Here is a 25944-nt window from a genome sequence, read left to right as displayed (position 1 = left end):
GGTGCATCAGAAAACCCCTTCCATCCTCCGGAGGACTCCGGCATCCTGCGCCCATGCAGACGGAGCTGAGCCAGAAACTGGGAATCGAGCACGCCGTCTTCGGCTTCACGCCGTTCCCCGCCGTCGCCGCGGCCATCAGCCGGGCCGGCGGCTTCGGGGTACTCGGCGCGGTCCGCTACACCGCCCCCGACGAGCTCAAACGCGACCTGGACTGGATCGAGGCGCACATCGACGGCCGCCCTTACGGCCTGGACGTCGTCATGCCGGCCAAGAAGGTCGAGGGCGTCACCGAGGCGGATGTCGAGGCGATGATCCCCGAGGGGCACCGGCAGTTCGTCCGGGACACCCTCGCCAAACACGGCGTGCCCGAACTCGCCGAGGGCGAGGCGTCCGGCTGGCGCATCACCGGCTGGATGGAGCAGGTCGCCCGCTCCCAGCTCGACGTCGCCTTCGACTACCCGATCCGGCTTCTGGCCAACGCCCTCGGCTCCCCGCCCGCCGACGTCATCGCCCGCGCCCACGACCAGGACGTCCTCGTCGCAGCCCTCGCGGGCAGCGCCCGGCACGCCCGCAAGCACCAAGAGGCCGGGATCGACATCGTCGTCGCGCAGGGCTACGAGGCCGGCGGCCACACCGGCGAGATCGCCTCCATGGTGCTCACCCCCGAGGTCGTCGACGCCGTCGCCCCGCTGCCCGTGCTGGCCGCCGGTGGCATCGGCAGCGGACAGCAGGTGGCTGCCGCACTCACGCTCGGCGCTCAAGGAGTGTGGCTGGGCTCCCTATGGCTGACCACCACAGAAGCGGACCTCCACTCGCCCGCCCTCACCCGCAAGCTGCTCGCGGCCGGCTCCGGCGACACCGTCCGCTCCCGCGCACTGACCGGCAAGCCCGCACGCCAGCTCCGCACCGAGTGGACCGACGCCTGGGACGACCCGGACGGCCCGGGCACGCTGCCCATGCCGTTGCAGGGACTGCTGGTCGCCGAGGCCGTCTCGCGCATCCAGAAGTACGAGGTCGACCCGCTGCTCGGCACCCCGGTCGGGCAGATCGTCGGCCGGATGAACAGCGAACGCAGTGTCCAGGCCGTCTTCGACGACCTCACCCGCGGCTTCGAACAGGCCGTGGACCGCGTCAACCGCATCGCCGGAAGGAGCGGCCAGTGAGCAGCAGCGTTCCCGCGGGCTTCTGGGCCCAGGCCACCGCCGACCCCGACCGCGCGGTCCTGGTCGCCCCCGACGGCGAGGAGTGGAGCGCCGGACGCCTGCACGCCGCAGCCAACCGGCTCGTCCACGGCCTGCGCGCGGCCGGGCTGGAACGCGGCGACACCTTCGCGGTCGTCCTGCCCAACGGCGTCGAGTTCCTCACCGCGTACCTCGCCGCCAGCCAGGCCGGGTTCTACCTCGTCCCCGTCAACCACCACCTGGTCGGACCGGAGATCGCCTGGATCGTCTCCGACTCCGGCGCCAAGGTCCTCCTCGCCCACGAGCGCTTCGCCGACGCGGCACGCGCGGCCGCGGACGAGGCGGGTCTCCCGGCCACCCACCGGTACGCCGTCGGCCCGGTCGAGGGCTTCCGCCCCTACGCCGAACTCCTCGACGGGCAGCCGGAGTCGCCGCCCGCCGACCGCACCCTCGGCTGGGTCATGAACTACACCTCCGGCACCACCGGCCGCCCCCGCGGCATCCGCCGCCCGCTGCCCGGAAAGCCCCCGGAGGAGGCGTACCTCGGTGGCTTCCTCGGCATCTTCGGCATCCGGCCGTTCGACGACAATGTCCACCTGGTGTGCTCGCCGCTGTACCACACGGCCGTCCTGCAGTTCGCGGGCGCGTCCCTGCACATCGGCCACCGGCTGGTCCTGATGGACAAGTGGACGCCCGAGGAGATGCTCCGCCTCATCGACCGCCACCACTGCACCCACACCCATATGGTCCCCACCCAGTTCCACCGCCTGCTGGCCCTGCCCGACGAGGTGAAGGACCGCTACGACGTGTCCTCCATGCGGCACGCCATCCACGGCGCCGCCCCCTGTCCCGACCACGTGAAACGGGCCATGCTCGACTGGTGGGGCCCCTGTGTGGAGGAGTACTACGCGGCCAGCGAGGGCGGCGGCGCCTTCGCCACCGCCGAGGACTGGCTGAAGAAGCCCGGCACCGTCGGCAAGGCCTGGCCCATCAGCGAACTGGCGATCTTCGACGACGACGGCAACCGGCTGCCGCCCGGCGAACTCGGCACCGTCTACATGAAGATGAACACCGGCGGCTTCTCCTACCACAAGGACGAGGCCAAGACCCGCAAGAACCGCATCGGCGACTTCTTCACCGTCGGCGACCTCGGCCACCTCGACGAGGACGGCTACCTCTTCCTGCGCGACCGCAAGATCGACCTGATCATCTCCGGCGGCGTCAACATCTACCCGGCCGAGATCGAGTCGGCCCTGCTCGCCCACCCCGCCGTCGCGGACGCCGCCGTCTTCGGCATCCCGCACCACGACTGGGGCGAGGAGGTCAAGGCCGTCGTCGAACCGGCCCCCGGACACCGGCCCGGGCCCGCCCTCGCGGCCGACCTCCTCGACCACTGCGCGCACCGGCTCGCCGGCTACAAGCGGCCCAGGAGCGTCGACTTCATCACCGAGATGCCCCGTGACCCCAACGGCAAGCTGTACAAGCGACGTCTGCGGGAGCCGTACTGGGAGGGCCGGACCCGGCCGGTGTGACACGGCGGTGCGGCTTTGGTCGCACCGGCGGGCCCGGGCGTCATCCTTTGGTCGGCGCCCGCTCGCCCTCCGGCCGATGTCCGGCCGGGCCCCGCCTTCCTAGCGTGAAGCCATGACGATGCGTGAAGCCATGACGATCGCGACCGAAGAGGGACCGCTGCGGCGCGGGGGCGTACGGCCGGGCGAACGGGCCCTCGCCCCCGATCTCGCCCGCGGGATCATGCTCCTGTTCATCGTGCTGTCCAACACGGCCTTCCATCTGTGGGCGGCCCGGCGCGGGCCCTCCGGATGGCAGCCCGTGGACGGTTCATGGCTGGACCACGCCGTGCAGTTCACCATGATCATGATGCTCGACCTGCGGATCTACCCGCTCTTCGCCTTCCTCTTCGGCTACGGCATGATGCAGCTCTACCTCCGGCAGACCGCCGCCGGCACCGACGGGCGCGACGCCGCGAAGGCCCTTCGCAGACGCAGCCTCTGGCTGATCGTCATCGGCCTGGCCCACGCCACCCTGCTGATGGCCGGGGACATCCTCGGCTTCTACGGGGTCCTGAGCCTCGTACTGGGCCTGGTCTTCCTGCGGCGCAGCGACCGAGCCCTGACCTGGTGGATCTGGATCGGAGTCGCCCTGATGGTCCTCGTCACGGCCGGGCCGGTCATCGCCGCGCTGCTCCAGGGCGAGCTGGGCACGCTGGGTGACGCCGACGCCGAGGCCGGCTTCAAGGCGTTCGCATCGGACGAGGAGAACTGGCTCACCGCGGCGGGCACCCGGCTCCAGACCGGCCTGCTCATCACCTTGGGGGCCGCCGCGCTGACCCTCGTCGGCGGCGGATACATCGTCTTCCTGCTCGGCTTCTGGGCCGCGCGCCGCCGCGTCCTGGAGGAACCGGGGCGCCACCGCACGCTGCTGCGACGGACGGCGGTCATCGGCATCACGGTCGGCTGGCTCGGCGCACTGCCCGCCGCCCTCGCCCACGTCGGCGTCCTCGACGTGCCGGACGACATGCAGAGCGAATCCGGGGCGCTCACGGCCCTCCGCGACATCACCGGCAACGCCGCGGGCCTCGGCTATGTCGCGGCCGTCGCCCTCTTCGCCCACTGGTGGACCACCCGCGGGCCCCGGCGCGGCGCGACGGCGGTGACGGCGGTGGCTGCGGTCGGCAAACGGTCCCTGTCCTGCTACCTCGCCCACTCGCTGCTCTTCGCCCCGGTGCTGGCCGCCTGGGGACTCGGCCTCGGCGCACACCTGGGCAGCACCACCATGGCGCTCTTCGCGTGCGCCGTCTGGCTGGTCACCGTGGCCGGGGCGTACGCCCTGGAACGGGCCGGCCGCCGGGGCCCCGCCGAAGCGGTCCTGCGCCGGCTGATGTACGGGCCCCGGGCAGACCGGGGCTGACGAGACGAACGGGGGTGACGAGACGAACGGGGGTGCCGCTCCACCGGAAGCGGCACCCCCGCCGGCCGTGGTCAGCGGCGCTCGTGCACCCGGACGACCTTCAGCTTCGGCGAGGACAGGATGTCCTTCTCGCAGAAGCGCGACGTCACCCACTTCTCGTCGGAGAACAGCCGCGTCTGGTCCGCGTGGTGCGGAGACCCCGGGTTCGACGACTGGGAGTACGTCAGCAGGGTGCGGGCCACCGGGCAGCGGCTGCCGTCCCAGCCCACCGCCTGGAGGTGACTGCTGCCGAACGGCACCTCCGTGTAGCCGCCCTGGGCCGCGTTCCACTGCGGTTCGAGCACGTTCCACACGCCGATCCGCCCCGAGCCGCCGGGCACCGGAAGGCGCTCACCGCCCCGGACGACGAACTGGTGCGCACCGAGCGGCGCGTCGAGCGCGATGCCCGCCGCGCGCAGTTCCGCCACCGCGTCGGCGAGGGCGACGGCGAAGCCGGGCGCGTCCGTGTTCAGCGTGTTCGGCGTACGCACCGGGTCCGCAACCGAGAACGGCACCTTCCACAACTCGGCCTCCGGCACCGCCCGTTCCAGCTTCCGCCAGAAGCGGTCGAACAGCAGCGCGCCCCTGCTTCCCGTGTTCATGGTGCGGTCCCACGCCGTCAGCACTTCACAGGCCTCCGACACGTCGACCGCCTTGCCGTCGCTGCCCGCCGCCGTGCCGCCGGGCAGCGCGGCGCACGCCCGTGCGACGTCCGTCGCAGTGAGATCACCGGCGGGCACCCGGTTGGCGAACTGCTGCCGTTGCAGGTCGCGTACGGTCAGCCGGCCCCGGTCCGCCATCGCCGCCACGTCCTCGATCCCGCCGCGCGTGCGCAGGCCGAGCTCCGTCTTCGCCGTGCCGAAGACCCGCTCGTATCCGGTGATCGGCCGGTCGGCGTTGGTCATCCACGCGGTGTCGTTGGAGTTCTCCACGTATGGCGCGTCCTTGAGCGTCGGCATCCGCGCCGGCCCGAAGATGCCCGGCGCCACCGCGCCGGGATCGCTGCCCAGGGCGCAGTCGCCGCGCGAGCCGTCGAGGATCGCGATGCCGGACGCCGGATACGTGGTCCTGCCCAGCGCCGTCGAGCAGCGCCCCGCCAACTCATCGGTGATGCGCGGGAGCACCTGGGACTGGGTGAAGAGGGAATGCCCCGCGCGGTCGGCGGCGATCGTGTTCACCCAGGGGATGCCCTGGTGCCGGGCGAGGGACCCGAGGACGTCGTTCGTGCTGCGCGCCTTGCTGAAGCCGAGCGAGGTGTCGGCGAAGCGGAGGTTCGCGGCGTTCGGGTCGTGCAGGGCGTAGGCCGTCGTCCCCGTCCACGGCAGCGGGACCTGTGAGTTCAGGGAGGTGACGACAGGGCCGTAGCGGGTCCACCACTGGGTGCGGGTCACCGGCGCGCCGTCCTTCACCGCGACCGTCACGGTCCGCTTCTTCATGCGCTCCGGCTCGCCGTCCACGAGGTACGTCGTGGGATCGGCCGGATCCAGCGTCAGCTGGTGGAGGTTGGCCGGTACCCCGGTCGAGACGGTGTGGCTCCACGCCACATGTGCGTTGAACCCGATGGAGATCGCCGGGGTACCGAGCAGAGAGCCACCGGACACGTTCAGCTCGCCGGGGATCGTCTGCTGCGACTGCCAGAACCGGCGCCCGCCCTGCCACGGGTAGTGCGGGTTGCCCAGCAGCAGACCGCTGCCGTTCGCCGTGGTGTCGCCGCGGAAGGCGACCGCGTTGGACCCCATGTCCGGGTCGCCCCACAGCTCGTCGGCCGCCGTCGCCACGGCCTTCGCGTCCGGCGTGCGGGCGGCGGGCCGGGAGGACGGGGTGCCGGAGGCGGTGCCGGCTCCGGCCGGTGGCTGCGCGGCCGTGATCGTGTCCACGAAGCGTCCCTCGCCGGAGATCGAGGCGATGGCGAGGCCACGGGCCGCCACGTCCAGCTCGGTGACCGGACGGACCCAGGAGGCGCCCGCGCAGGCGGGATCCGTGATCTTCTTCTGCTTCAGCCAGGCGTTGTAACCGGCCGCCCAGCCGCGCATCATGTCCCGGACCTCACGGCTCGGGCCCACGGGCGCCGGCTCGGCGAGCAGCTTCTCCACCGTGCGGGTCTCACGGACCCCGCGGAAGTACAGGTCACTGGCGAGATTCGTCCTGGCCCCGGAGAGGGAGCCGCCGGCGGCCGCGGCGGCGCCGAAGTACCGGGAGCGCTCGCCCCGCAGGGTCACGAACCCGTCGGCGAGCGTGCAGACCTCGTCGGACGCCTGCGCCCAGCCCGTACCGAAGCCCAGGCCGGCGTAGTCCTTCGCGAGGATGTGCGGGATGCCGTACTCGGTGTAGCGGATGACGGCGGACAGACCGTCGCGGGACGGGTGCTGCTCCGCCCGTCCCGGGCCAGGGGCGGCGGCCGCGGGTAACGCGGACGCGGCCGTGAACAGGGCCGTGGCCCCGACAACGAGTCGTCTCAGGCGGCTGCGCATCGTGCCCTCCAACGTCAGTGAGGGAAAGGAGACTTGAGGGTACGGACGTGCCGCGTGCGCACCTCCGTACCATGACCTCGGACGCCTCCGGCGGCGGCAGGGTTGAGCCGGTCGGTCCTTGACCTCGCCCGGCGGTGAACCGAGGATCAGGTGTCATGACGACGCCCGGACACGGCAGCACGGTCGACGGAGTCCTGCGACGCACCGCCCGGCGCACCCCGGCGCGCGTCGCGGTGGAGTACGGCGACCGCACCTGGACGTACGACGAACTGGACAGCGCCGTCTCCCGCGCCGCGAGCGTCCTCCTCGGCCAGGGGCTGTCCCCGGGCGACCGGGTGGGCGCCTACGGCCACAACTCCGACGCCTACCTGATCGCCTTCCTTGCCTGCGCACGCGCCGGCCTGGTGCACGTACCCGTCAACCAGAACCTGACCGGCGACGACCTCGCCTACATCGTCGGCCAGTCCGGCAGCAGCCTCGTCCTCGCCGACCCGGGCCTCGCCGCGCGACTCCCCGACGGCGTACGGTCGTTGCCCCTGCGCGACGCCGACGACTCCCTCCTCACCCGGCTGGCCGAGGCGCCCCCGTACGACGGCCCCGAGCCGCGCACCGAGGACCTCGTGCAGCTGCTGTACACGTCCGGGACGACCGCCCTGCCCAAGGGCGCGATGATGACGCACCGGGCCCTGGTCCACGAGTACCTGAGCGCGATCACCGCCCTCGACCTCAGCGCGGGCGACCGTCCCGCGCATTCGCTGCCGCTCTACCACTCGGCGCAGATGCACGTCTTCCTGCTGCCTTACCTCGCGGTCGGCGCGACGAACATCATCCTCGACGCGCCCGACGGCGACCGGCTCTTCGACCTGGTCGAAGCGGGCCGCGTGGACAGCCTGTTCGCTCCGCCGACCGTCTGGATCGCCCTGTCCAACCGCCCTGACTTCGCGACCCGCGACCTGAGCGGCCTGCGCAAGGCGTACTACGGGGCGTCGATCATGCCGGTCCCCGTCCTGGAACGGCTGAAGGAACGCCTGCCGGACCTGGCCTTCTACAACTGCTTCGGACAGAGCGAGATCGGGCCCCTGGCCACCGTCCTGGCCCCCGACGAACACAAGGGGCGCATGGACTCCTGCGGCCGTCCGGTGCTGTTCGTCGACGCGCGGGTCGTCGACGAGGACGGCAAGGACGTACCGGACGGCACCCCCGGCGAGATCGTCTACCGCTCTCCGCAACTGTGCGAGGGCTACTGGGACAAGCCCGAGGAGACCGCCGAGGCCTTCCGCGACGGCTGGTTCCGCTCCGGGGACCTCGCCGTACGAGACGCGCACGGCTACTACACGATCGTCGACCGGGTGAAGGACGTCATCAACTCCGGTGGCGTCCTGGTCGCTTCACGCCAGGTAGAGGACGCGCTCTACACCCATCCCCAGGTCGCCGAGGCCGCGGTCGTGGGCCTGCCCGACGAACGCTGGATCGAGGCCGTCACGGCCGTCGTCGTCCCCCGCGGCGAGGTCACCGAGGCCGAACTCATTGCCCACACCCGCGAGAAGCTCACCCCCTTCAAGGCCCCGAAGCGGGTGGTGTTCGTGGATGGCCTCCCGCGCAACGCCAGCGGGAAGATCCTCAAGCGGGAGCTCAGGAAGAGCCTCGGGGGAGAGGCGGGACCCGCGGCCTCGGACGGATGACACCGCGCAGCCGGTCGGCGAAACCCGTTGTGCCGAAGACCGCGAGGGCGTGAGGATCGACGCCATGCCGATCTTCACAGCCCCGGACGGGACCCGGCTCACCTGTCACCTACGCGGTACGGGTGAGCCGCTGCTCGTGCTGCCCGGCGGGCCCATGCGCGCGTCCACGTACCTCGGGAACCTGGGCGGACTCGACGCCCACCGGCGGCTGGTCTTCCTCGACCTGCGCGGCACAGGACAGTCCGCGGTGCCCGACGATCCGGCGACGTACCGCTGCGACCGGCTCGTGGACGACGTCGAAGCGCTGCGCCGCCACCTGGGCCTGGAGTGGATGGACGTGCTCGCACACTCGGCGGGCGGCAGTCTCGCCCTGCTGTACGCGGCCCGGTATCCGGAGCGGCTGGGACGGCTGGCGCTCATCACCGCCACCCCGTGGGCACTGGGCCTGCCGGCGACGGCCGAGGACCGGCTGGCGGCGGCCCGGCTGCGCGCGCCGGAACCCTGGTTCGCCGACGCGTTCCCGGCGTTCGAGGCCTGGCTGTCCGGCACCGGTGACTTCGACCCCGTGTTCCTGCCGTTCTTCTACGGCCGGTGGGACGACACGGCCCGCGCCCACGCCGACCGCGAGGAGGACGAGACCAACGACGACGCGGCGGACCGCTACGGGGCGGACGGCGCCTACGACCCGGTCGCGACGCGGGCCGCGCTCGCCCGCGTCACCGGCCCGGTGCTGGTCCTCGCCGGTGAGGTCGACGGCGGCCCGCGTCCCGACCTGGCCCGGCGTGCGGCCGAGGCGTTCCCGGCGGCCGAGCTCGCGGTACAGCCAGGGGCCGGCCACTACCCGTGGCTGGACGACCCGGAGTGGTTCGTGCGACGGGTCGTGCGCTTCTTTCAAGGACGGGAAGCCGAGGGGGACTTCGAACGCGACTGAGATCCTCTGCTGTCCGCAGAGCGGGTCCGGCCCGCGTTCCTCATCCCGCTACCGTGCCCGGCATGGACACCGAACCGCACACCGTGCGGGTCAGCGGCATCACCCTGGCCGGGCATCTCGCGCACGAGGCACGGCCCGAGGAGTTCCTCGTGGCCGTGGGGGAGTTCCTCAGCCCTGCGGACCGTACGCCGTCATGAAGCGGTCGCGGAACTTGTCCATGCCCCACCGGGGCGCGTCCGGGGCCGGCTTGAGGCCGTCGGTCCAGCCCCAGTCGGCGACCCGGTCCAGGACCTTCTTGTCGTGCGCGACGATCGTGACCGGCACGTCCTTGCCGGTGTCCCCGGCGGTGACCGTCGGCACCGGTTGGTGGTCGCCGAGGAAGACGAGCACCGTGTCCTCGTCGCCGTAGCGCTCGACCCACTCGGTCAGGCTCCGGATCGAGTACTCGATGGCCTTGCGGTACTCGGCGCGCACCTTCTCCGGGTCCTTCCAGACCTCCGTGGGGTTGGTGCCCTCCTTCTTGATCCGGTGGAACACCGAACCGTCGCCCAGGTCCTCCCAGTCGATCATGCGGGCGATGGGGGACCAGGGGTTGTGGCTGGAGGCCAGGATGATCTCCGCCATGATCGGCTCACGGTCCTTCTTGCCGTGCTCCAGACGCTGGAAGGCCTCCATGCTGAACTGGTCCGGCACGGGCGTCCAGCTGAAGTACGGGCCGTGGTAGCCGAGGTGCTCCGAGTCGTAGATGTGGTCCAGGCCGAAGTACTTCCCCTCCGGCCAGGCGCGGCGCACGCCCGGCACGACGCCGACGGTCCGCCAGGCGCCCGTCTTCCCGAAGTACTTGGTCAGCGTCATGCGGTCGCTCGTGGTCAGACTGCGGTACCGCTGCTGGTTCTTGATCCACAGACCGGACAGGAAGGTCGAGTGGGCGAGCCAGCTGCCCGCGCCCGTCACCGGCGACTGCAGCCAGCCGCTGCGCGACTCGAACCCGGCCGCCTTCAACCGGCCGGTGCCCTCCTTCAGCACGGCGTCGGTCTGCTTCGCCATCGCCGGGTCGTCGATCGCGACGCGGCCGTAGCTCTCGATGAAGGTGAACAGGACGTCCTTGCCGCGCAGGCCGGTGAGCAACTGGTCCGGCGGCGTCTTCGCGAAGGCGTCCACGGCGGCCTGCTTCCGGAAGACCCGCGCGTCCTTCAGGCCCGCGCGCACCTGCTCCACCCGGTTGCCGAGGAACTCCGCGTTGCCCTTGGTGGCGATCGGCACGGTGCCGACCTGCACGCCCAGCGTCATACAGGTGATCCACGCCGTGCCGAGGATCAGCGTCGTCCGGGCGGCGACGGGACGGTGCCGGACCATCAGGTTCGTCAGCCGCACCACGGCGAGCGTGGTGAGGACCAGCACGGCGACGAACAGCACGATCACGCCGATCACCGCCAGCACCTGGCCGGTACGGCCGAACGTCTCCCGCAGGAAGTCCGTGGCGTTCTGGATCAGAATCCAGTCCAGGACCAGATCGAAGGGCCGGGCCAGCACCTGGTAGAAGCCCATGTCGACGAACTTCAGGACCGTGACCAGTCCGAGGAACGCGCCCGAGACCACCGCCATGATCCGCCGGGGCTTCGGCGGCAGCGCGAGCAGCAGCCCCGCGAGCAGTACGCCCTCGGCGGGAATCCGGAGGAACGAGGCGAACTCGATCCGCTCGACCCGGTTGGGCAGCAGCAGCGCGACGACCACGAGCGCGCCGGCCAGGACGGTCGTGCCGACGCTCAGGGCGCGTGAGGCGCGTGGATTCCTTGCCCGCCATCCCCGCCATACGCGCCATCGGCCGGGTTTCCGGGCGGTGGCCGGTGCGGCCGCGTCCGTAGCCCTGTCGCTGCCGTCCTGAGGCTCCGTCTCGGCTGCCGCGGCTTCCGTCGCGAGGGCCGCTGACTCGGTGCCGTCGTCCGCCGGATCGGCCGCGGCGGTGTCGGCTTCCGTGTCGGTGTCGGGCAGGTGACGAGACGGCGTGTGGTGCGACACGCGGAGGTTCCTTCCGTACATGGCCTTGCTGCTGGCACGGCGGACCAGCTCGTAGGGCCGGGTCCGTCATGCTCCGTACGGCCGACCGTCACCGCCCGTTCAACGACGAAGGTCAACCGCGCGCAAAGAGTACGCCGGGAACCGGACCGGTCAGAACGTTCCGGCGGGACTGCGCGCCGGGCCGTCCCCGTGCGGCTGCCCGCTCAGCCGCACGGGTCGTGGTACTCGAGGTCGGGGAAGGCCTTCGTCCAGACGCCGCGTGGGACGGTGCCGGGCCGCACCGTGCAGAGCAGTCCCGCCAGCCGGCCGGGATCCGTGGGCAGCAGGACCAGTTGGCCGCCGAGCCCGGCGGTGAGGCCGGGGCCGGTGGAGAGGGCGAGCGCGTCTCCGTTCGGGCTGACCTGCCGGACGGAGAAGCCGCCGATTCCCTCCGTCACGGCGGGGACGTCGTAGATCAGCTCGAAGCGGCCGGTGCGCGGGGCGTCCGACGACGCGTCGGCCGTGAAGGACCAGACGGCCAGATCACGAGCTCCGGTCTGCTCCTGCCAGGCGGCGACCACCCCGCCCTGCCGCGTGTCTCCGGCCGTGACGCCCTCCATGAGGAAGTGCGAGCCGGGCAGGCCGACCGGCGGGTCCCCGCGGTCGCTGGACGCGGGCTCGTCGAGGTCCCACACGCGGGGCTGCCCGATCTTGGCGGGCAGCGTCACCATGAAGCGGTGGTCCAGGACGGTGAAGGTGAGCGTGGACCGCTGACGGTCGACGGTCACGTCGTCCCTGAGCCTGCGGGCCGTCGCCGAAGGGGACAGCCGGTAGACCGTCAGACGTTCGTCGGCCTTCGGCCCCTTGGCCGGCTTCACCAGCAACAAGGCCTGCTGCCTGCCCTCCTGCGGCACGGCGGCCACGGCGGAGCCCGGCACTTTCTGGCCCCGGCGGGGGCTCCCCGGCCGGTCGAGGTTCCACAACTGCGTGCCTTTACCGGACAGGACCGCGAGGACGTCCGGCGCCGTGAACACCGGGGTGAGGGAGCCCTCGGTGTCCACCGGCACCGATCCGGTGCGGCGCGGCCGGTCGGGGCGGCTGACGTCCCAGATGACCAGAGGGCCGTCCTCACCGGTCTGAAGGGCCAGGCGGTCGCCGTCGGCGGAGATGGCGGTGGGACCGTGCGTTCCGGTGAAGACGTGCCGGAGTTCGGGCCGGCCGCCGGACAGGTCCCACAGGCCGGTCCGCCGGCCGTCCGGGTCCCGGGCCAGGAAGAGCGCCCCGCCCGGCAGGAAGGCGACGGACCGCCACGGCGCGGGCACCGTGGCCACCTTGCGGGGCGTCGTCCCCGTCAGCCGCCAGATGGTGGTGGTCTTCAGATCGTCGCCGTCGGCGGCGAGCAGGTGATGGTCCGGCGCGAACGCGTCACCGGGGCCGAAACGATCCGAGCTGACATAGGCCCCGTCCACACTGTGCGGAGGCGGACTCCACACATGGACACCGCCCTTCTCGTCACCGGTGACCACGCCCCGCCCGTCCGGCCGGTAGGCCACGGTGACCAGCGGCACACTGCCGGGCAGCACCTCGCCCTTGTAGAAGCTGTCCGGTTCCGTGGCGCCGTCGCTGTTCTGGTAGATCCATGCGTTGCCGTCCGTGGAGCCGGCCGCGACGAGGTGGCGGCCGTCCGGGGAACGGGCGATCTGCCAGTAGAGGCCGTCAGCGGAGTTGCCGTAGCCACTGAGCCCGTCAGATGGCTTCACCCGGCCCAGGTCGGACACGTCGAGCGTCACGACGCCGCGGCTGGGCAGGGCGGTGGTCAGCGACCGGCCGTCGGCGCTGAAGGCCATCGCGATGGCCGACCTCCGCAGGGTCGTGCGCAGCCGTGGCTCGGCGCGATCGGCGGTGTCCCAGAGCTGGACGCGGTCCCGTCCGCCGGGCCTGGTGGCCGCGGCCGTGACGGCGAGCAGCTTCCCGTCGGGCCGCCACGTGACCGCCAGCATGTCGCGGGAGGCGTCCGCCATCCGCACCGTGCGCGGAACCGGGGCGGCCGGATTCCGCAGGTCCCACAGCACCATGCGGCCCCGGGCCAGCGGAACGGCCAGTGTCGTGCCGTCCGCGCTGAGAGCGGGCCGGTACGACCGGTCGAGGCCCTCGGTGGTCGCGCGGGCCGTGCGACGGGGGCGGTCGACCTGCCGAAGGTCGTAGACCTGGAGCTCCTTGACGGTCTGGACGTACAGGTTGCGGCCGTCGGGCGCCCAGAACACGGACGAGTTCGCGCCGACGCGGATCACCGGGCCCCGACGAGGACGGTACGGATCGCCGGTGTGCCACAGCCGCACCGTGCCGTCCCGGCCGGAGGTGGCCAGCACCGCTCCGTCCGGACGGTAGGCGACGGAGTAGACGCCCTTGGTGTGTCCGGCGAGCCGGGTGTGGACGGGAGTCAGGGCGGAGCGCACCAGACTCGCTTTCGCCTCCTCGGTGGGCGAGGTCCGGTACGCCGTCAGGCTCAGGTCGAGCGCGGCCGCCGGGTCCTGGGCGCGGAGCACGTCGGCCTGGGCCGCGATCCGCTCGGAGGCCAGGACGGCGGCCTGTTCCCGGGACTTGGCGCGCTCGGTGTAGGCGAGCGTCCCGACGACGGTGAGGAGGAGGGCGAGAGCGAGGACGCCGCCGGTCAGCAGGGCGCGGGTGAGCTTGCGCCGGCCGTCGGCCCGCAGGCTGCTGTGCAGGAACTCCCGTTCGAGGGCGGTGAGTACAGGGGGTGCGTCGCCGCCGGTGTCCTCCTCGTCCGTGGTGACGGCCCCCGACGCGGGCGTGTTCGAGGGGACTTCGGGCGGCGTCCGCGGAGCGGGCGGACGCTTCGCGGTGTCCGGCCCGTTGCCCGCTCCTGCCCAGGCGCGGACCGCGGACAGGCGGTTGCCGGTGTACAGATAGTCCCGGTGGCGGTGGCCGGCGTCCCAGGCGTGGGCGGCCTCGGTCAGTTGCTGCCGGGCGAGCAGGCGGGCGCGGGCGCCCAGGATCCAGGTGCGCAGGTCGGTCCAGGCGTACAGCAGGGCTTCGTGGGCGATGCGCAAGCCGTCCCGGTCCAGCGTGATGAGACTCTTCTCCCGGAGTAACTCGCAGACGACGCGCAGACGTTCCCGCTCGTCGGGGCCGTGTGCCGCCAGCACGTCCTCGAAGGTGACGCGTCGGGCGACGGGTTCGCCGGTGGGAGTGAGGTGCACGAGGCTGAGCAGCAGCGTCCGCAGCGATCGGCGCTCGGCGGGGGTGAGGCCGTCGTGCAGGGTCTTGCACGACTCCGTGACCGCGTTCCAGATGCCGCCCGTGGCCTGGTAGCCGGCCAGAGTCATCCTGGCGCCCGAACGGTTCACCCAGGTCCGCTGCAGAGCATGCGCCAGCAGCGGCAGTGCCGCGGCCGGCCGCTCCTCGACGGGTGTGTCCCCGTCCGGCCGCCGCAGGTCCGACAGGATGCGGTCGACCAGTCCGGGCTCCAGATCCAGCCCGCTCCGCTCGGCAGGACCCTCGATGGCGTCCCTGAGCGCTCGGCCGTCCAGAGGGGCACAGTGCACCGGAGGGTTGGAGGAGAGGGCGGCGCGCAGTCCGGGGTCGGCGAGGCATTCGCCGTAGAAGTCGGCTCGGACGGCGAGCACGATCCGGGGCCTGGCGTCGTCCGGCCCGGACCGATCACCGTCGGCGCTGCCGGACACCAGACGGAGGAACTCCGCCCGCTCGGTTTTCGCCGCGGTGGTGAAAACCTCTTCGAACTGGTCGATCACCAGCACTCGGGGGACGGCGGCCGCGGGGCGACGGGTCTGCTCCTGGTCGCCCCGCGCGTCCGCCGGCGGGGCGGGGAAGCGCCCGGCGGCCAGCTCCGCCAGCACCGTGTCCGGCGGCAGTCCGGTCGCCTCGGCCCATTGGCTCGCCAACGACCGCAGCGGGGCCCTGCCGGGCGACAGCATCCGTAGGACGGGCCAGGTGCGCGTCCGTCCCGTCGCGTGGTGATGGTCCAGCCGGGCCAGCAGACCGGCCCCGAGGAGGGATGACTTGCCCGAGCCGGAGGCTCCTATGACGATGACGGGCCGGCGCTCCGCGTCCGGCGCCTCCACGGCTTCGGTCAGTTGGTTCAGTTCACGGTCCCGGCCGAAGAACCAGGTGCTCTCCTTCGGCCCGAGCGGCCTCATGCCGAAGTAGGGGCACGGCAGCGGAGCCGGCGGGTCGGCGGCTGGCGGACCGGGGAACCGGTAGGCACGGTTGGGCGCGATGACGAGTCCGCCGAGGGTGCCCTCGCTGGAGACGTGGGGGCGAGTGGTGTCGTCCGACTTCTCCTCGATGCCGCGGTGGAGCCGCTCCAGGGTGAGCATCGGCGGCCCGGCCGGGTCGCCGTCACTGAGCAGGCTGATGAGCTTGCCGCCGAAGAGCGTGTGCCGTTGCCCCTCCGGAGCGAAGGACGGGGCGTAGGACGACGCCGAGGCGAGGAGGAAGCTGCCGGACGGGCGGACCTGGGCGTAGGGGCCGACGGCGCCCGAGCCGTGCGGCACCTGGGAGATGCCGGAGAAGCAGCAGTCCAGGACGACGACACTGCCGGACGGTGCCTCCTCCAGCAGGCCCTTGACGGTCTCGTACGGGACTGCCGAGGCGACCCGCTGGGCGTCCATGGACCAATGGGTCGCGAGGTACAGCTTGTTGCCCGGCCCCAGCAGCCCGTGCCCGACGTGGCAGAAGAGCACCACGCCGTCGGCCTCTTCGCAGGCCTGGGTGACCGCCTCGACGACGGCCTCCGGGCCGGCGTCGGACGGCACCCGCAGGACATGCTCCGGCGGCATCCCGCACAGTTCGTGGAGCAGTCGGGCCAGGTCGTCGAGGGTGGTGTCGACTCCGGGCAGGTCGGCCAGGCGCGAGCCGCTGCGGTGGCGCCCGGTGCCGGTGAGCACGGCGCGGGCACCGGCGAGGGAGAGCCCGGATCCGGCCGGGTCCGGATGCACCCGTCCCGGGGCCGTCACAGGGCGGGTGCCCCGCCGTCCGGACCCGTGCCCGTGGGGCGGGCGGGGCCGGTCGGCGTGGCGGCCGACCGGTGCGCCGGGTCGGGTGTCCCGTGCCCGTCCCCGTTCCCGCCGACACCGGCATCCGGCTGCTGTCGCCCGGGATCGCCGGCGGCGGCATCCTGCGCCGGATCCAGTTGGGCGGCGAGTTGGCTGACGAGCGCCTCCACCTGTGCGGGGTCCATCGAGCGCACCTGGGTGGACGTCACGCTGATCTGCGTGCCGTCGGGCCGGGTCAGGGTCACCGACTGGTCGCCCTTCCGGCTCTGCACCCAGGCGATGACGGCGCCCGCCAGCACGCTCGCCACACCGCCCGGGGCCAGCAGCGCGAGCAGGGCGTCCGCGGCGAGCCCCATGGTGCCCGGGCGCGGCGGCGCGGAGGCGTCCGCCCGCGTCACGCGGCCCCGCAGGCGGGGTTGTGCGGTGAGCCACCGCCGCAGGTCGTGCACGTCTGCGGTGCCTGTCGTCTCTACGGTGACGTGGATCTCCACAGCCATTCCCCACCCGGAGCAAGTGCCAACGTGTCACAGGATGATAGGCGCGGCACGGGTTTCGTGAGTGAACAGCTGAGGAGACGTCATCCGGGAGTTGGTGAAGCCGCCACGATCAACTGTGTCCGGAGCCGCCGGGGGACCGATTCGGCTACGGTCACGGGGGAGGTAGACACGTGTCCTGGCCCTCTGTGATCATCCTTGTCCCCGCGGAGCGGCGTCCGTTGCTCGAGAGGCGAATCCGTGCTTTCGAGCTCGTGCCGGATCCTGCGACGGGCGACGACAGGCTGCACCGGCACGGGTACTCGTACTGCATCGACCTCTCGGGCGGGATCCTGGCGGACTACGAGCGCGACGAGCTTGACGAGGTGACGACCCGGATCGGCGAACCGTACGCGGCTTATGTGTCGTGCCAGTCCATGGACGCGGCCCGGGCCCTTCTCAGCGAGCTCCTCCCTGGTCTCGACGGTCTTGTCGACACCAACCATCACGAGATCCTGCAGGCCCGCGAGTTCCTCGCGCTGATGGACCGTTGTCCCGGATGGGACTGGCGCCGTCAGCCGAGCACGGATCTCAAGTAGGCCGGCTCACGTCAGCGTCCTGTCGCGCAACGAGCCCTCCGTCTGCGCCATGGCATCAGCCGTCCGCGGCCACCGCCACCTCCCGCGCCCACCGGTAGTCCGCCTTGCCGCTCGGCGACCGCTGGATGGCCGGCGCTATCACCAGTTGCCGCGGGATCTTGTATCCGGCCAGCCGGTCCCGGCAGTGGCTCTGGATGTCCTGCAGCGACGGGCGCCGCGCGCCTTCCCGTAACTGCACCACCGCCGCCACATGGTGGCCCCACTGGGGGTCCGGCACCCCGGCCACCAGCGCGTCGTAGACGTCAGGGTGGGACTTGAGGGCCTGCTCGACCTCCTCCGGGTACACCTTCTCGCCGCCGGTGTTGATGCACTGCGAGCCGCGGCCCAGGACGGTGACCACGCCCTCCTCGTCGACGGTGGCCATGTCGCCGAGCAGGACCCACCGCCGGCCGTCCTTCTCGAAGAAGGTGGCGGCGGTCTTGGCCGGGTCGTTGTAGTAGCCGAGCGGTACGTGTCCGCACTGGGCGACCCGGCCCACCTCACCGGGCGGCACGGGTTCGTACGTGGCCGGGTCCACCACCTGCGTGCGCGCGTGGACCCGGACCCGGAAGCCCCGCTCGGGCCCCGAGTCCTCGGTCGCCGTCCCGTTGAAACCGGACTCCGACGAGCCGAAGTTGTTCAGCAGCATGGCGTTCGGCACCAGCTCCCGGAACTGCCGGCGCACCGTGTCCGACATGATCGCGCCGGACGACGACACGCTGAACAGCGACGAGCGGTCGATGTCCCGCAGCGGACCGCTCAGCGCGTCGATGAGCGGCCGCAGCATCGCGTCCCCGACCAGCGAGATACTGCTGACCTTCTCCTTCTCCACGGTCCGCAGCACCTCCTCGGGCACGAACTTGCGGTGGATCACCACCCGTTGCCCGAAGTTGAAGCCGATGAACGCCGTGAGGGTGGAGGTGCCGTGCATCAGCGGCGCCGTGGGGAAGAAGGTGATCCCCGAGCCGCCGGCCGCGACCCGTTCGGCCAGCTCCTCCGGTTTCTTCACCGGTTCACCGGTCGGCGCGCCCCCGCCGAGCCCCGCGAAGAACAGATCCTCCTGCCGCCACATCACACCCTTGGGCATCCCGGTCGTACCGCCGGTGTAGATGATGAACTGGTCGTCGCCCGAGCGGGCCGGGAAGCCGCGCTCGGGTGATCCCGCGGCCTCCGCACGGGAGAAGTCCACACAGGGCACCGCGGCGGCCCCGGGCGCCGGCGCACCCACCCGGACCAGATGCCGCAGTCTCTCCGCCCGGGGCCGCGCGGCCGCCACCCGGTCCGTGAACTCCGCGTCGAAGACCAGCGCCACCAGATCAGCGTCCCGGTAGAGGTACACCAACTCCTCTTCGACGTACCGGTAGTTGACGTTGACCGGGACGATCCGTGCTTTCAGGCAGCCCAGCACCGTCTGGAGGTACTCCACGCCGTTGTAGAGGTGGAGCCCGAGGTGCTCGCCGGGGCGTATCCCGCTGTCGAGCAGATGGTGGCCGACGCGATTGGCCGCCGCGTCCAGCTCCGCGTACGTCAGACGGCGTTCCGCGCCCGTGCCCGGATGGTCGACGTACACCAGCGCCTCACGGTCGGGGACCACGTCGACGACCGACTCGAACAGGTCGGCAAGGTTGTACTCCACCGCTCCTCCTGACCCCGGGACGTGCCTGGCATCGGACGGTTCGCCGGTCATCAGAGCAAAGGGCGGTCCAACTGTGAAGGGCTCGCGCGAAGAAATCTGACTGTCTGTCAGAAAACCCTTGAAGTGCCTCCCTCCCTACTGCAACCTGTTCTCGTTCCATGAGAGGGGAGTTGTCCATGGGTGGGACGGAACACCTCACCGTGCAGCGCGAAGGCGCCACACTGGTGCTCACGCTCAACAGGCCCGAAGCCAGGAACGCGCTCTCGCTGCCGATGCTCGTCGGCCTCTACGACGGCTGGCTGGAAGCCGACGCGGACGACTCGGTCCGCTCGATCGTGTTCACCGGCGCGGGCGGCTCGTTCTGCTCGGGCATGGACCTCAAGGCCCTCGCCGGCGACGGCATGGCCGGCGAGGAGTACCGCGACCGGCTCAAGGCCGACCCCGACCTGCACTGGAAGGCGATGCTGCGCCACCACCGCCCGCGCAAGCCGGTGATCGCCGCCGTCGAGGGCTACTGCGTCGCGGGCGGCACCGAGATGCTCCAGGGCACCGACATCCGCGTCGCCGGAGAGTCCGCGACCTTCGGCCTGTTCGAGGTCAAGCGCGGCCTGTTCCCCATCGGCGGCTCCACGGTCCGGCTGCCACGCCAGATCCCGCGCACCCACGCCCTGGAGATGCTCCTCACCGGCCGCCCCTACAGCGCCCGCGAGGCCGCCGCCATCGGCCTGATCGGCCACGTCGTCCCGGACGGCACCGCGCTCGCGAAGGCGCTGGAGATCGCCGAACGGATCAACTCCTGCGGCCCGCTGGCCGTCGAGGCCGTCAAGGCCTCCGTCTACGAGACCGCCGAGATGACCGAGTCCGACGGTCTCGCAGCCGAACTCACCCGGGGCTGGCCCGTCTTCGACACCGCCGACGCCAAGGAGGGCGCCCGCGCCTTCGCGGAGAAACGACCGCCCGTCTACAAGCGCGCGTAGGCGCCGCGCCGGCTTCGGCCGGTTCAGAACTGCGGGTCGTCGGTGGCTGAGCGCGCAGTTCCCCGCGCCCCTCTGGGGGCGCGCCCGTGCACGCCGATTCGAAGGAGGCAGGCCCTCAATGTCCGCAGTTCTCAAGGCGCCGCTCGTCGTCGAATTTCCCTTCACCCGCTCCCTCGGGCCCGTCCAGGCTGCCTTCCTGACCGGTCTGCGGGAACGTGTGATCCTCGGGGTGAAGACCCGCGACGGCCGTATCCTCGTCCCGCCCGTCGAGTACGACCCCGTCACCGCCGAGGAGATCCGCGACCTCGTCGAGGTCGCCCCCACCGGCACGGTCACCACCTGGGCCTGGAACCACGATCCTCGCCGCGGCCAGCCCCTCACTACCCCCTTCGCCTGGGCGCTGGTCCGCCTCGACGGCGCCGACACCGCCCTGCTGCACGCCCTCGACGCCCGGGGCCCCGACGCTGTGCACACCGGCATGCGCGTCCGCATCCGCTGGGCGGCGGAACGCACCGGAGCCATCACGGACATCGCCTGTTTCGAGCCGTACGACGGCGACCCACCCCGACTGACGGGTACCACGGGACAGTTCGAGGACCCGGTCACCGGGATCGTCGCCGCCGCCCGCCTCGACTACACCTACTCGCCCGGGCGCGCCCAGACCGCCTACATCAACGCCCTCGGCGGCCGGCGGACCGTCGGCGAACGCTGCCCGTCCTGCCGGAAGGTCTACGTCCCGCCGAGGGGTGCGTGCCCCACATGTGGGGTGGCCACATCCGAACAGGTCGAGGTGGGGCCGCGCGGCACAGTGACCACGTTCTGCATCGTCAATATCAAGGCGAAGAACCTCGACATAGAGGTGCCCTACGTCTACGCCCACATCGCCCTCGACGGCGCGGACCTCGCCCTGCACGGCCGGATCGGCGGCATCCCGTACGACGAGGTCCGCATGGGGCTGCGCGTCGAGCCCGTGTGGACCGAGGGCGGCCGTTATCCCGACCACTACCGGCCCACGGGCGAACCGGACGCGGACTACGACACCTACAAGGAGCTGCTGTGACGAGCGCACCGCGGGACCGCGAGATCGCGGTCGTCGCCTTCGCCCAAACCGTCCACCGGCGCACCAGCGACGAGTTCTCCGAGGTGGAGATGCTCATGCCGGTGCTGCACGAGGTCCTCGACCGGACCGGCATGAAGACCGCCGACATCGACTTCACCTGCTCCGGCTCCAGCGACTACCTCGCCGGCCGCGCCTTCTCCTTCACCCTCGCCCTCGACGGGGTCGGCGCCTGGCCGCCCATCTCCGAGTCGCACGTCGAGATGGACGGCGCCTGGGCCCTGTACGAGGCCTGGACCAAACTCCTCACCGGCGACGCCGACACCGCCCTGGTCTACGCGTACGGCAAGGCCTCGCCCGGCTCGGTCCGCGACGTCCTCACCCGCCAGCTCGACCCGTACTACGTCGCACCCCTGTGGCCCGACTCCGTCGCGCTCGCCGCCCTCCAGGCGCAGGCCCTCATCGACGCCGGCGACACCGACGAACCGGCGCTCGCGGCCGTCGCCGCCCGCAACCGGGAAGCGGCGACCGCCAACCCGCACGCACAGCTCACGGGGCCGGTCCCGCAGGGCGACCACCTCGTGCGGCCGCTGCGCACCGGCGACTGCCCGCCCATCGGCGACGGGGCCGCGGCCGTGATCCTCGCGGCCGGCGACCGGGCCCGCGACCTGTGCGAACGCCCCGCCTGGATCCGAGGCATCGACCACCGCATCGAGGCCCACGGCCTCGGCGTGCGCGACCTGACCGACTCACCCTCCACCCGCCTGGCCGCCGAGCGGGCCGGCGCCTTCGAACGGCCCGTCGACACCGCCGAGCTGCACGCGCCCTTCACCGCCCAGGAGATCGTCCTGCGCAAGGCGCTCCGCCTCGGCGACGGCGTCGTCGTCAACCCCTCCGGCGGTGCCCTCGCCGCCAACCCGATCATGGCCGCCGGTCTCATCCGCATCGGAGAAGCCGCCGCGCGCATCCACCGCGGCGCGTCCGACCGCGCCCTCGCCCACGCCACCTCCGGCCCCTGCCTCCAGCAGAACCTGGTCGCCGTCCTCGAAGGGGAACCCCGATGAGCAAGGAGCCCGTGGCCGTCGTCGGTGTCGGCCAGACCAAGCACGTCGCGGCACGCCGGGACGTGTCCATCGCGGGACTCGTCCGGGAGGCGGCCCGCCGCGCCCTGGACGACGCCGAGCGGACGTGGGCCGACATCGACGCCGTCGTGATCGGCAAGGCGCCCGACTTCTTCGAGGGCGTCATGATGCCCGAGCTCTACCTCGCCGACGCCCTCGGCGCCGTCGGCAAACCCATGCTCCGCGTGCACACCGCGGGCTCGGTCGGCGGATCCACCGCGCTCGTCGCCGCCAACCTCATCGCGGCCCGCGTCCACGGCACCGTCCTCACCCTCGCCTTCGAAAAACAGTCCGAGTCGAACGCCATGTGGGGCCTGTCCCTGCCCATCCCCTTCCAGCAGCCCCTGCTGGCCGGAGCCGGCGGGTTCTTCGCCCCGCACATCCGCGCCTACATGCGGCGCAGCGGCGCCCCCGAGACCATCGGCGCCCTGGTCGCCTACAAAGACCGGCGCAACGCGCTGAAGAACCCCTACGCCCACCTGCACGAGCACGACATCACCCTCGACAAGGTCATGGCCTCGCCCATGCTCTGGGACCCGATCCGCTACTCGGAGACCTGCCCCTCCTCCGACGGCGCCTGCGCCATGATCCTCACCGACCGCGCCGGAGCCGCCCGGGCACCGCGCCCGCCCGCCTGGATGCTCGGCGGCGCGATGCGCAGCGAACCGACCCTCTTCGCCGGCAAGGACTTCGTCTCCCCGCAGGCCGGCCAGGACTGCGCGGCCGACGTCTACCGGCAGGCCGGGATCACCGACCCCCGCCGCGAGATCGACGGCGCCGAGATCTACGTCCCGTTCTCCTGGTACGAGCCGATGTGGCTGGAGAACCTCGGCTTCGCCGGCGAGGGCGAAGGGTGGAAACTCACCGAGGCGGGCGTGACCGAACTGGACGGGGACCTGCCCGTGAACATGTCGGGCGGTGTGCTGTCCACCAACCCCATCGGCGCCTCCGGCATGATCCGCTTCGCCGAGGCCGCACTCCAGGTGCGCGGACAGGCCGGGGAACACCAGGTGGACGGCGCCCGCAGGGTCCTCGGGCACGCCTACGGCGGCGGTTCGCAGTTCTTCTCCATGTGGCTGGTGGGAGCCGAGCCCCCGGACTCCTGAAAGGTCCCGCTCACGTGCCCTGTCGGCCATGGGGCACGATCGCTAGGCTGGCCGCGGACGACGAACCGGGAGGAGCACGGACGTGGCCGAGACCACCACCCAGCAGCGCCCGCTCACGGGCTGGGACAAGCCGGAGCTGGACCTCACCAACGCACAGTGGCAGTCCAGCAGCCGGGGGCGGGGGGATGTCCAGATCGCCTTCGTCGAGGGCTTCATCGCCATGCGGAACAGCGCCCGCCCGGAGAGCCCCTCCCTGATCTTCACGCCCGCCGAGTGGGGCGCGTTCGTGTCGGGAGCGCGGGAAGGGGAGTTCGACCTCACCTGACGCCGATCCGGGGGTGTTCCGCCCGCATTTCCGGACACGCGACCTGAGACGTCCTCCCGGGGCCCGCGCCTGAGCCAGGCTGACCCCGGAGGCACGGTCGTATCCCGGAAGGCGAGGAACCCATGAGCACCCTGCCGGTCATCGCGGCGGTCGACGGTTCGGACGGCAGCCTGCGCGCCCTGGAGTGGGCCCTCGACGCCGCCCGCCGCCGGTCGGCACCCCTGCGTATGGTGCACGTACGCCAGTACGCCCACTGGGCGCAGCCCGAAGTACTCGCGGCCGGGCCGCCGGACCCGCAGGAAGACCCGGTGCTCGACCGGGTCCGCGCCGACCTGGAGGGCGTCGACGGCCTGCCGGACACGGAGTACCTCGGCCTGGAGGGCGCGCCCAGCGCCGTCCTGACCGAACAGAGCTCCTCCGCCCAGCTGCTGGTCCTCGGCTCCCGGGGCCGCGGCGGCTTCGCCAGCCTGCTGCTCGGCTCCGTCGGCGTGGCCGCCGCCCGCGACGCCGAGTGCCCCGTCGTGGTGGTGCCCCGGCCCGGACGCGACGTCCCCGGCGAGGCGCCGTCCGGTCCCGGCCCGCGCGTGGTCGTGGGCCTGAAGGTGGACGGCCCCGACGAGGCCACACTCGAGTTCGCCTTCGCCGAGGCCGCCCTGCGCGGCGCCCGGCTCCAGGCGGTCGCCGCCTACCCGTGGCCCGCGCAGCCCTGGATGACGCCCGGCGACATGCCCCCGCCGATCGTCGACCAGGACGTCATCGAGGACGAGACCCGGGTCCTCGCCGAGGGCTTCCTCGCCCCGTACCGCGAACGGCACCCCGACGTCCGGGCCGAGACGGTTCCGGCGGCGGGCGACGCCGCCGGACACCTCGTGGCGGCGTCCCCGGGCGCCGACCTCGTCGTCGTCGGCCGCCACCGGCGGCACCTGCTGGCACCCGCCCGCATGATGGGCTCCGTCACCCACGCCGTCCTGCTGCACGCCGCGAGCCCCGTCGCGGTGGTCCCGCCGGCCCCGCCGGAGGACTGACCCCGAGGTAATGGATAGCGGCAGGCCTATCATTAGGCCCATGCGGGAACCGATCAGCAGGGACGCCCGGCTCGCCCTGGACCTGGCCCTCACCGTCCGGCACGACGGCGACGGCGGTGTCGCCGACGACCTGACCGACCCGGCAGGCCTGACCGCCTGGGTCCGGGCACACCCCGAGGTCCTGCCGGACGCCGGCCGTCTCACCGCCGACGCCGCCCAGCTCACCGCCGTCCGGGACCTGCGGGCCGCCGTCCGCGCCCTCTTCGCCCGCGCCGTGCGCCCCGGCGAACCGAGCCCCGCCGACGCGGCCCGCCTCCTGCCCGTACCCGAAGCCGTACGGCGCCTCAACGAAGCCGCCGCCCGCACCCCCACCGTGCCCGTCCTGGACTGGCCCGAGGGAACCGCACCCGACGTCCGTCACCAGCCCGTACACGGCGGCGACGACCTGACCGCCGCCCTCGCGCACGCCGTGATCGCGTTCCTCGCGAGCCCCGACCGCGACCGGCTGCGGGCCTGCCACGCACCCCGCTGCGTGCGGTACTTCCTCAAGGACCACCCGCGCCAGGAGTGGTGCAAACCCTCCTGCGGCAACCGCGCCCGCGTGGCCCGCCACCACCAACGCCACCGGACGACGGTCTGAGACCACCTGAGCCCGATCGGGTCGTCGCCCGGGCGGCACTTCGCAGGCCGGGCCACGTACCATGGCGGCATGTCGTTCCTCCGCCGCCGCAGCGCCACGCCCGCCGGGCCCGACTTCGACGTACTGGCCATGGACCCGGGCGACTGGCCCGGCAACCTCGGTGCGGGACTGCTGCCCGCACCCGACGGCACCTGCCAGGGCGTCTTCCTGCGTTACGACCTCTTCGGCGGCCGTGGCCCCGCGATGATCATCGGCAATCTGCCGGAAGGCTCACCGGCCCGGGACGTCCCCGAGGGCCAGGTCCCCTTCGAGGTGGCCCAGCTGCTGCTGGCGCTGGAGAACGACGAGGAGATCACCGTCGTCAGCACCGAGGACGTGCCGGTGATGCAGGGCGACAACCTCCTGATCGTGCGCCGAGTCAAGCTCTCCGAGGGCCGCATCTCCTGCGTGCAGTTCGACCGCAGCGACAACGTCCTGGTGACCATCGCCGCCTGGGACCGCCCCATCACGGACGACCTGTACGCCCTCCTCAAACCGCTGCCCGCTGAGCTCTTCCAGCAGGGCTGAACCCGGCGGCAGCCCGCACACGAAAGGGCCGCGGTGTGGCGGGGCCGGCCCCCCACCGCCCCGTCGTGCCCCGCCGCCCGTGGCGCCCCCCCCGCGCCCCGCCCCCCCGGCCC

The 25944-nt window shown here is 72.3% G+C and carries 20 protein-coding genes; 15 read left to right on the top strand and 5 right to left on the bottom strand.

Annotated elements, in window-relative coordinates; translation table 11 throughout:
• Positions 1-53: 53 nt before the first annotated feature.
• From ACZ3I3_RS31300 to ACZ3I3_RS31290, 3 genes are all read left to right on the top strand, one after another.
• Positions 54-1163, top strand: a complete 1110-nt coding sequence (locus ACZ3I3_RS31300; RefSeq protein ID WP_467370568.1) for an NAD(P)H-dependent flavin oxidoreductase — start codon at positions 54-56, stop codon at positions 1161-1163.
• The gene (locus ACZ3I3_RS31295; protein WP_467370566.1) at positions 1160-2713 is read left to right on the top strand and encodes an acyl-CoA synthetase; all 1554 of its coding nucleotides are present in this window, start codon (positions 1160-1162) and stop codon (positions 2711-2713) included. The genes ACZ3I3_RS31300 and ACZ3I3_RS31295 overlap by 4 nt, the downstream gene beginning before the upstream one ends.
• Positions 2714-2825: 112 nt before the next feature.
• Positions 2826-4109 (top strand): DUF418 domain-containing protein, encoded by a 1284-nt coding sequence (locus tag ACZ3I3_RS31290; protein WP_467370564.1) that lies wholly within the window; start codon positions 2826-2828, stop codon positions 4107-4109.
• A 71-nt stretch (positions 4110-4180) separates the two neighbouring features.
• On the opposite strand, the gene ACZ3I3_RS31285 is transcribed toward ACZ3I3_RS31290, so the two are convergent.
• Positions 4181-6619: a penicillin acylase family protein gene (locus tag ACZ3I3_RS31285; protein WP_467370563.1), complete on the bottom strand. Its 2439-nt coding sequence runs from the start codon at positions 6617-6619 to the stop codon at positions 4181-4183.
• 155 nt (positions 6620-6774) lie between these two features.
• Here ACZ3I3_RS31285 and ACZ3I3_RS31280 point away from each other — a divergent pair, with 155 nt between their 5' ends.
• From ACZ3I3_RS31280 to ACZ3I3_RS31270, 3 genes are all read left to right on the top strand, one after another.
• Positions 6775-8301 carry an acyl-CoA synthetase gene (locus ACZ3I3_RS31280; RefSeq protein ID WP_467370561.1) on the top strand — a complete coding sequence of 509 codons (1527 nt, stop codon included), beginning with the start codon at positions 6775-6777 and terminating at the stop codon, positions 8299-8301.
• A 64-nt stretch (positions 8302-8365) separates the two neighbouring features.
• Positions 8366-9232 (top strand): alpha/beta fold hydrolase, encoded by an 867-nt coding sequence (locus ACZ3I3_RS31275; RefSeq protein ID WP_467370560.1) that lies wholly within the window; start codon positions 8366-8368, stop codon positions 9230-9232.
• A 62-nt stretch (positions 9233-9294) separates the two neighbouring features.
• Positions 9295-9429: a hypothetical protein gene (locus tag ACZ3I3_RS31270; protein WP_467370559.1), complete on the top strand. Its 135-nt coding sequence runs from the start codon at positions 9295-9297 to the stop codon at positions 9427-9429.
• Here ACZ3I3_RS31270 and ACZ3I3_RS31265 read toward each other — a convergent pair.
• From ACZ3I3_RS31265 to ACZ3I3_RS31255, 3 genes are all read right to left on the bottom strand, one after another.
• A complete protein-coding gene (locus ACZ3I3_RS31265) occupies positions 9401-11251 on the bottom strand; it encodes an alkaline phosphatase family protein (RefSeq protein ID WP_467370557.1) in 1851 nt (616 codons plus the stop codon). The two genes, ACZ3I3_RS31270 and ACZ3I3_RS31265, sit on opposite strands and share 29 nt — an antisense overlap.
• Before the next feature lie 203 nt (positions 11252-11454).
• Complete coding sequence (locus tag ACZ3I3_RS31260; protein WP_467370556.1) at positions 11455-16227, bottom strand: caspase, EACC1-associated type; 4773 nt, start codon at positions 16225-16227, stop codon at positions 11455-11457.
• Positions 16224-16763, bottom strand: coding sequence for an effector-associated constant component EACC1 (locus tag ACZ3I3_RS31255; RefSeq protein ID WP_467370554.1), 540 nt, complete (start codon positions 16761-16763; stop codon positions 16224-16226). The genes ACZ3I3_RS31260 and ACZ3I3_RS31255 overlap by 4 nt, the downstream gene beginning before the upstream one ends.
• A 251-nt stretch (positions 16764-17014) precedes the next feature.
• Here ACZ3I3_RS31255 and ACZ3I3_RS31250 point away from each other — a divergent pair, with 251 nt between their 5' ends.
• Complete coding sequence (locus ACZ3I3_RS31250; RefSeq protein ID WP_467370553.1) at positions 17015-17338, top strand: hypothetical protein; 324 nt, start codon at positions 17015-17017, stop codon at positions 17336-17338.
• A gap of 55 nt (positions 17339-17393) precedes the next feature.
• Here ACZ3I3_RS31250 and ACZ3I3_RS31245 read toward each other — a convergent pair whose 3' ends face one another.
• The gene (locus ACZ3I3_RS31245) at positions 17394-19013 is read right to left on the bottom strand and encodes an acyl-CoA synthetase (protein ID WP_467370551.1); all 1620 of its coding nucleotides are present in this window, start codon (positions 19011-19013) and stop codon (positions 17394-17396) included.
• 176 nt (positions 19014-19189) lie between these two features.
• Between ACZ3I3_RS31245 and ACZ3I3_RS31240 the strand changes: the two genes are divergently transcribed.
• The 8 genes from ACZ3I3_RS31240 to ACZ3I3_RS31205 all read left to right on the top strand — a co-directional run bounded on the left by ACZ3I3_RS31240 (position 19190) and on the right by ACZ3I3_RS31205 (position 25831).
• A complete protein-coding gene (locus ACZ3I3_RS31240) occupies positions 19190-19990 on the top strand; it encodes a crotonase/enoyl-CoA hydratase family protein (protein ID WP_467370550.1) in 801 nt (266 codons plus the stop codon).
• A 118-nt stretch (positions 19991-20108) separates the two neighbouring features.
• Positions 20109-21050 (top strand): Zn-ribbon domain-containing OB-fold protein, encoded by a 942-nt coding sequence (locus tag ACZ3I3_RS31235; protein ID WP_467370548.1) that lies wholly within the window; start codon positions 20109-20111, stop codon positions 21048-21050.
• Entirely contained in the window at positions 21047-22111 is a 1065-nt protein-coding gene (locus tag ACZ3I3_RS31230; protein WP_467370546.1) for a thiolase domain-containing protein, read from the top strand. The genes ACZ3I3_RS31235 and ACZ3I3_RS31230 overlap by 4 nt, the downstream gene beginning before the upstream one ends.
• Positions 22108-23274, top strand: a complete 1167-nt coding sequence (locus ACZ3I3_RS31225; protein ID WP_467370544.1) for a thiolase domain-containing protein — start codon at positions 22108-22110, stop codon at positions 23272-23274. Before ACZ3I3_RS31230 ends, ACZ3I3_RS31225 begins: the two co-directional genes overlap by 4 nt.
• An 82-nt stretch (positions 23275-23356) precedes the next feature.
• Positions 23357-23599: a DUF397 domain-containing protein gene (locus ACZ3I3_RS31220; RefSeq protein WP_010033039.1), complete on the top strand. Its 243-nt coding sequence runs from the start codon at positions 23357-23359 to the stop codon at positions 23597-23599.
• A 122-nt stretch (positions 23600-23721) separates the two neighbouring features.
• Positions 23722-24624 carry a universal stress protein gene (locus ACZ3I3_RS31215; RefSeq protein WP_467370542.1) on the top strand — a complete coding sequence of 301 codons (903 nt, stop codon included), beginning with the start codon at positions 23722-23724 and terminating at the stop codon, positions 24622-24624.
• A gap of 40 nt (positions 24625-24664) precedes the next feature.
• Positions 24665-25264, top strand: a complete 600-nt coding sequence (locus ACZ3I3_RS31210) for a CGNR zinc finger domain-containing protein (RefSeq protein WP_467370540.1) — start codon at positions 24665-24667, stop codon at positions 25262-25264.
• A gap of 69 nt (positions 25265-25333) precedes the next feature.
• On the top strand, positions 25334-25831 hold the full coding sequence (locus tag ACZ3I3_RS31205; RefSeq protein ID WP_467370538.1) for a hypothetical protein: 498 nt from the start codon (positions 25334-25336) through the stop codon (positions 25829-25831).
• Positions 25832-25944 lie beyond the last annotated feature (113 nt).

It is taken from the genome of Streptomyces sp. NPDC016851, assembly GCF_055562795.1.
The sequence above is the reverse complement of the archived record's forward strand: the minus strand, read 5'-3'. Positions and strand labels throughout refer to the sequence as shown.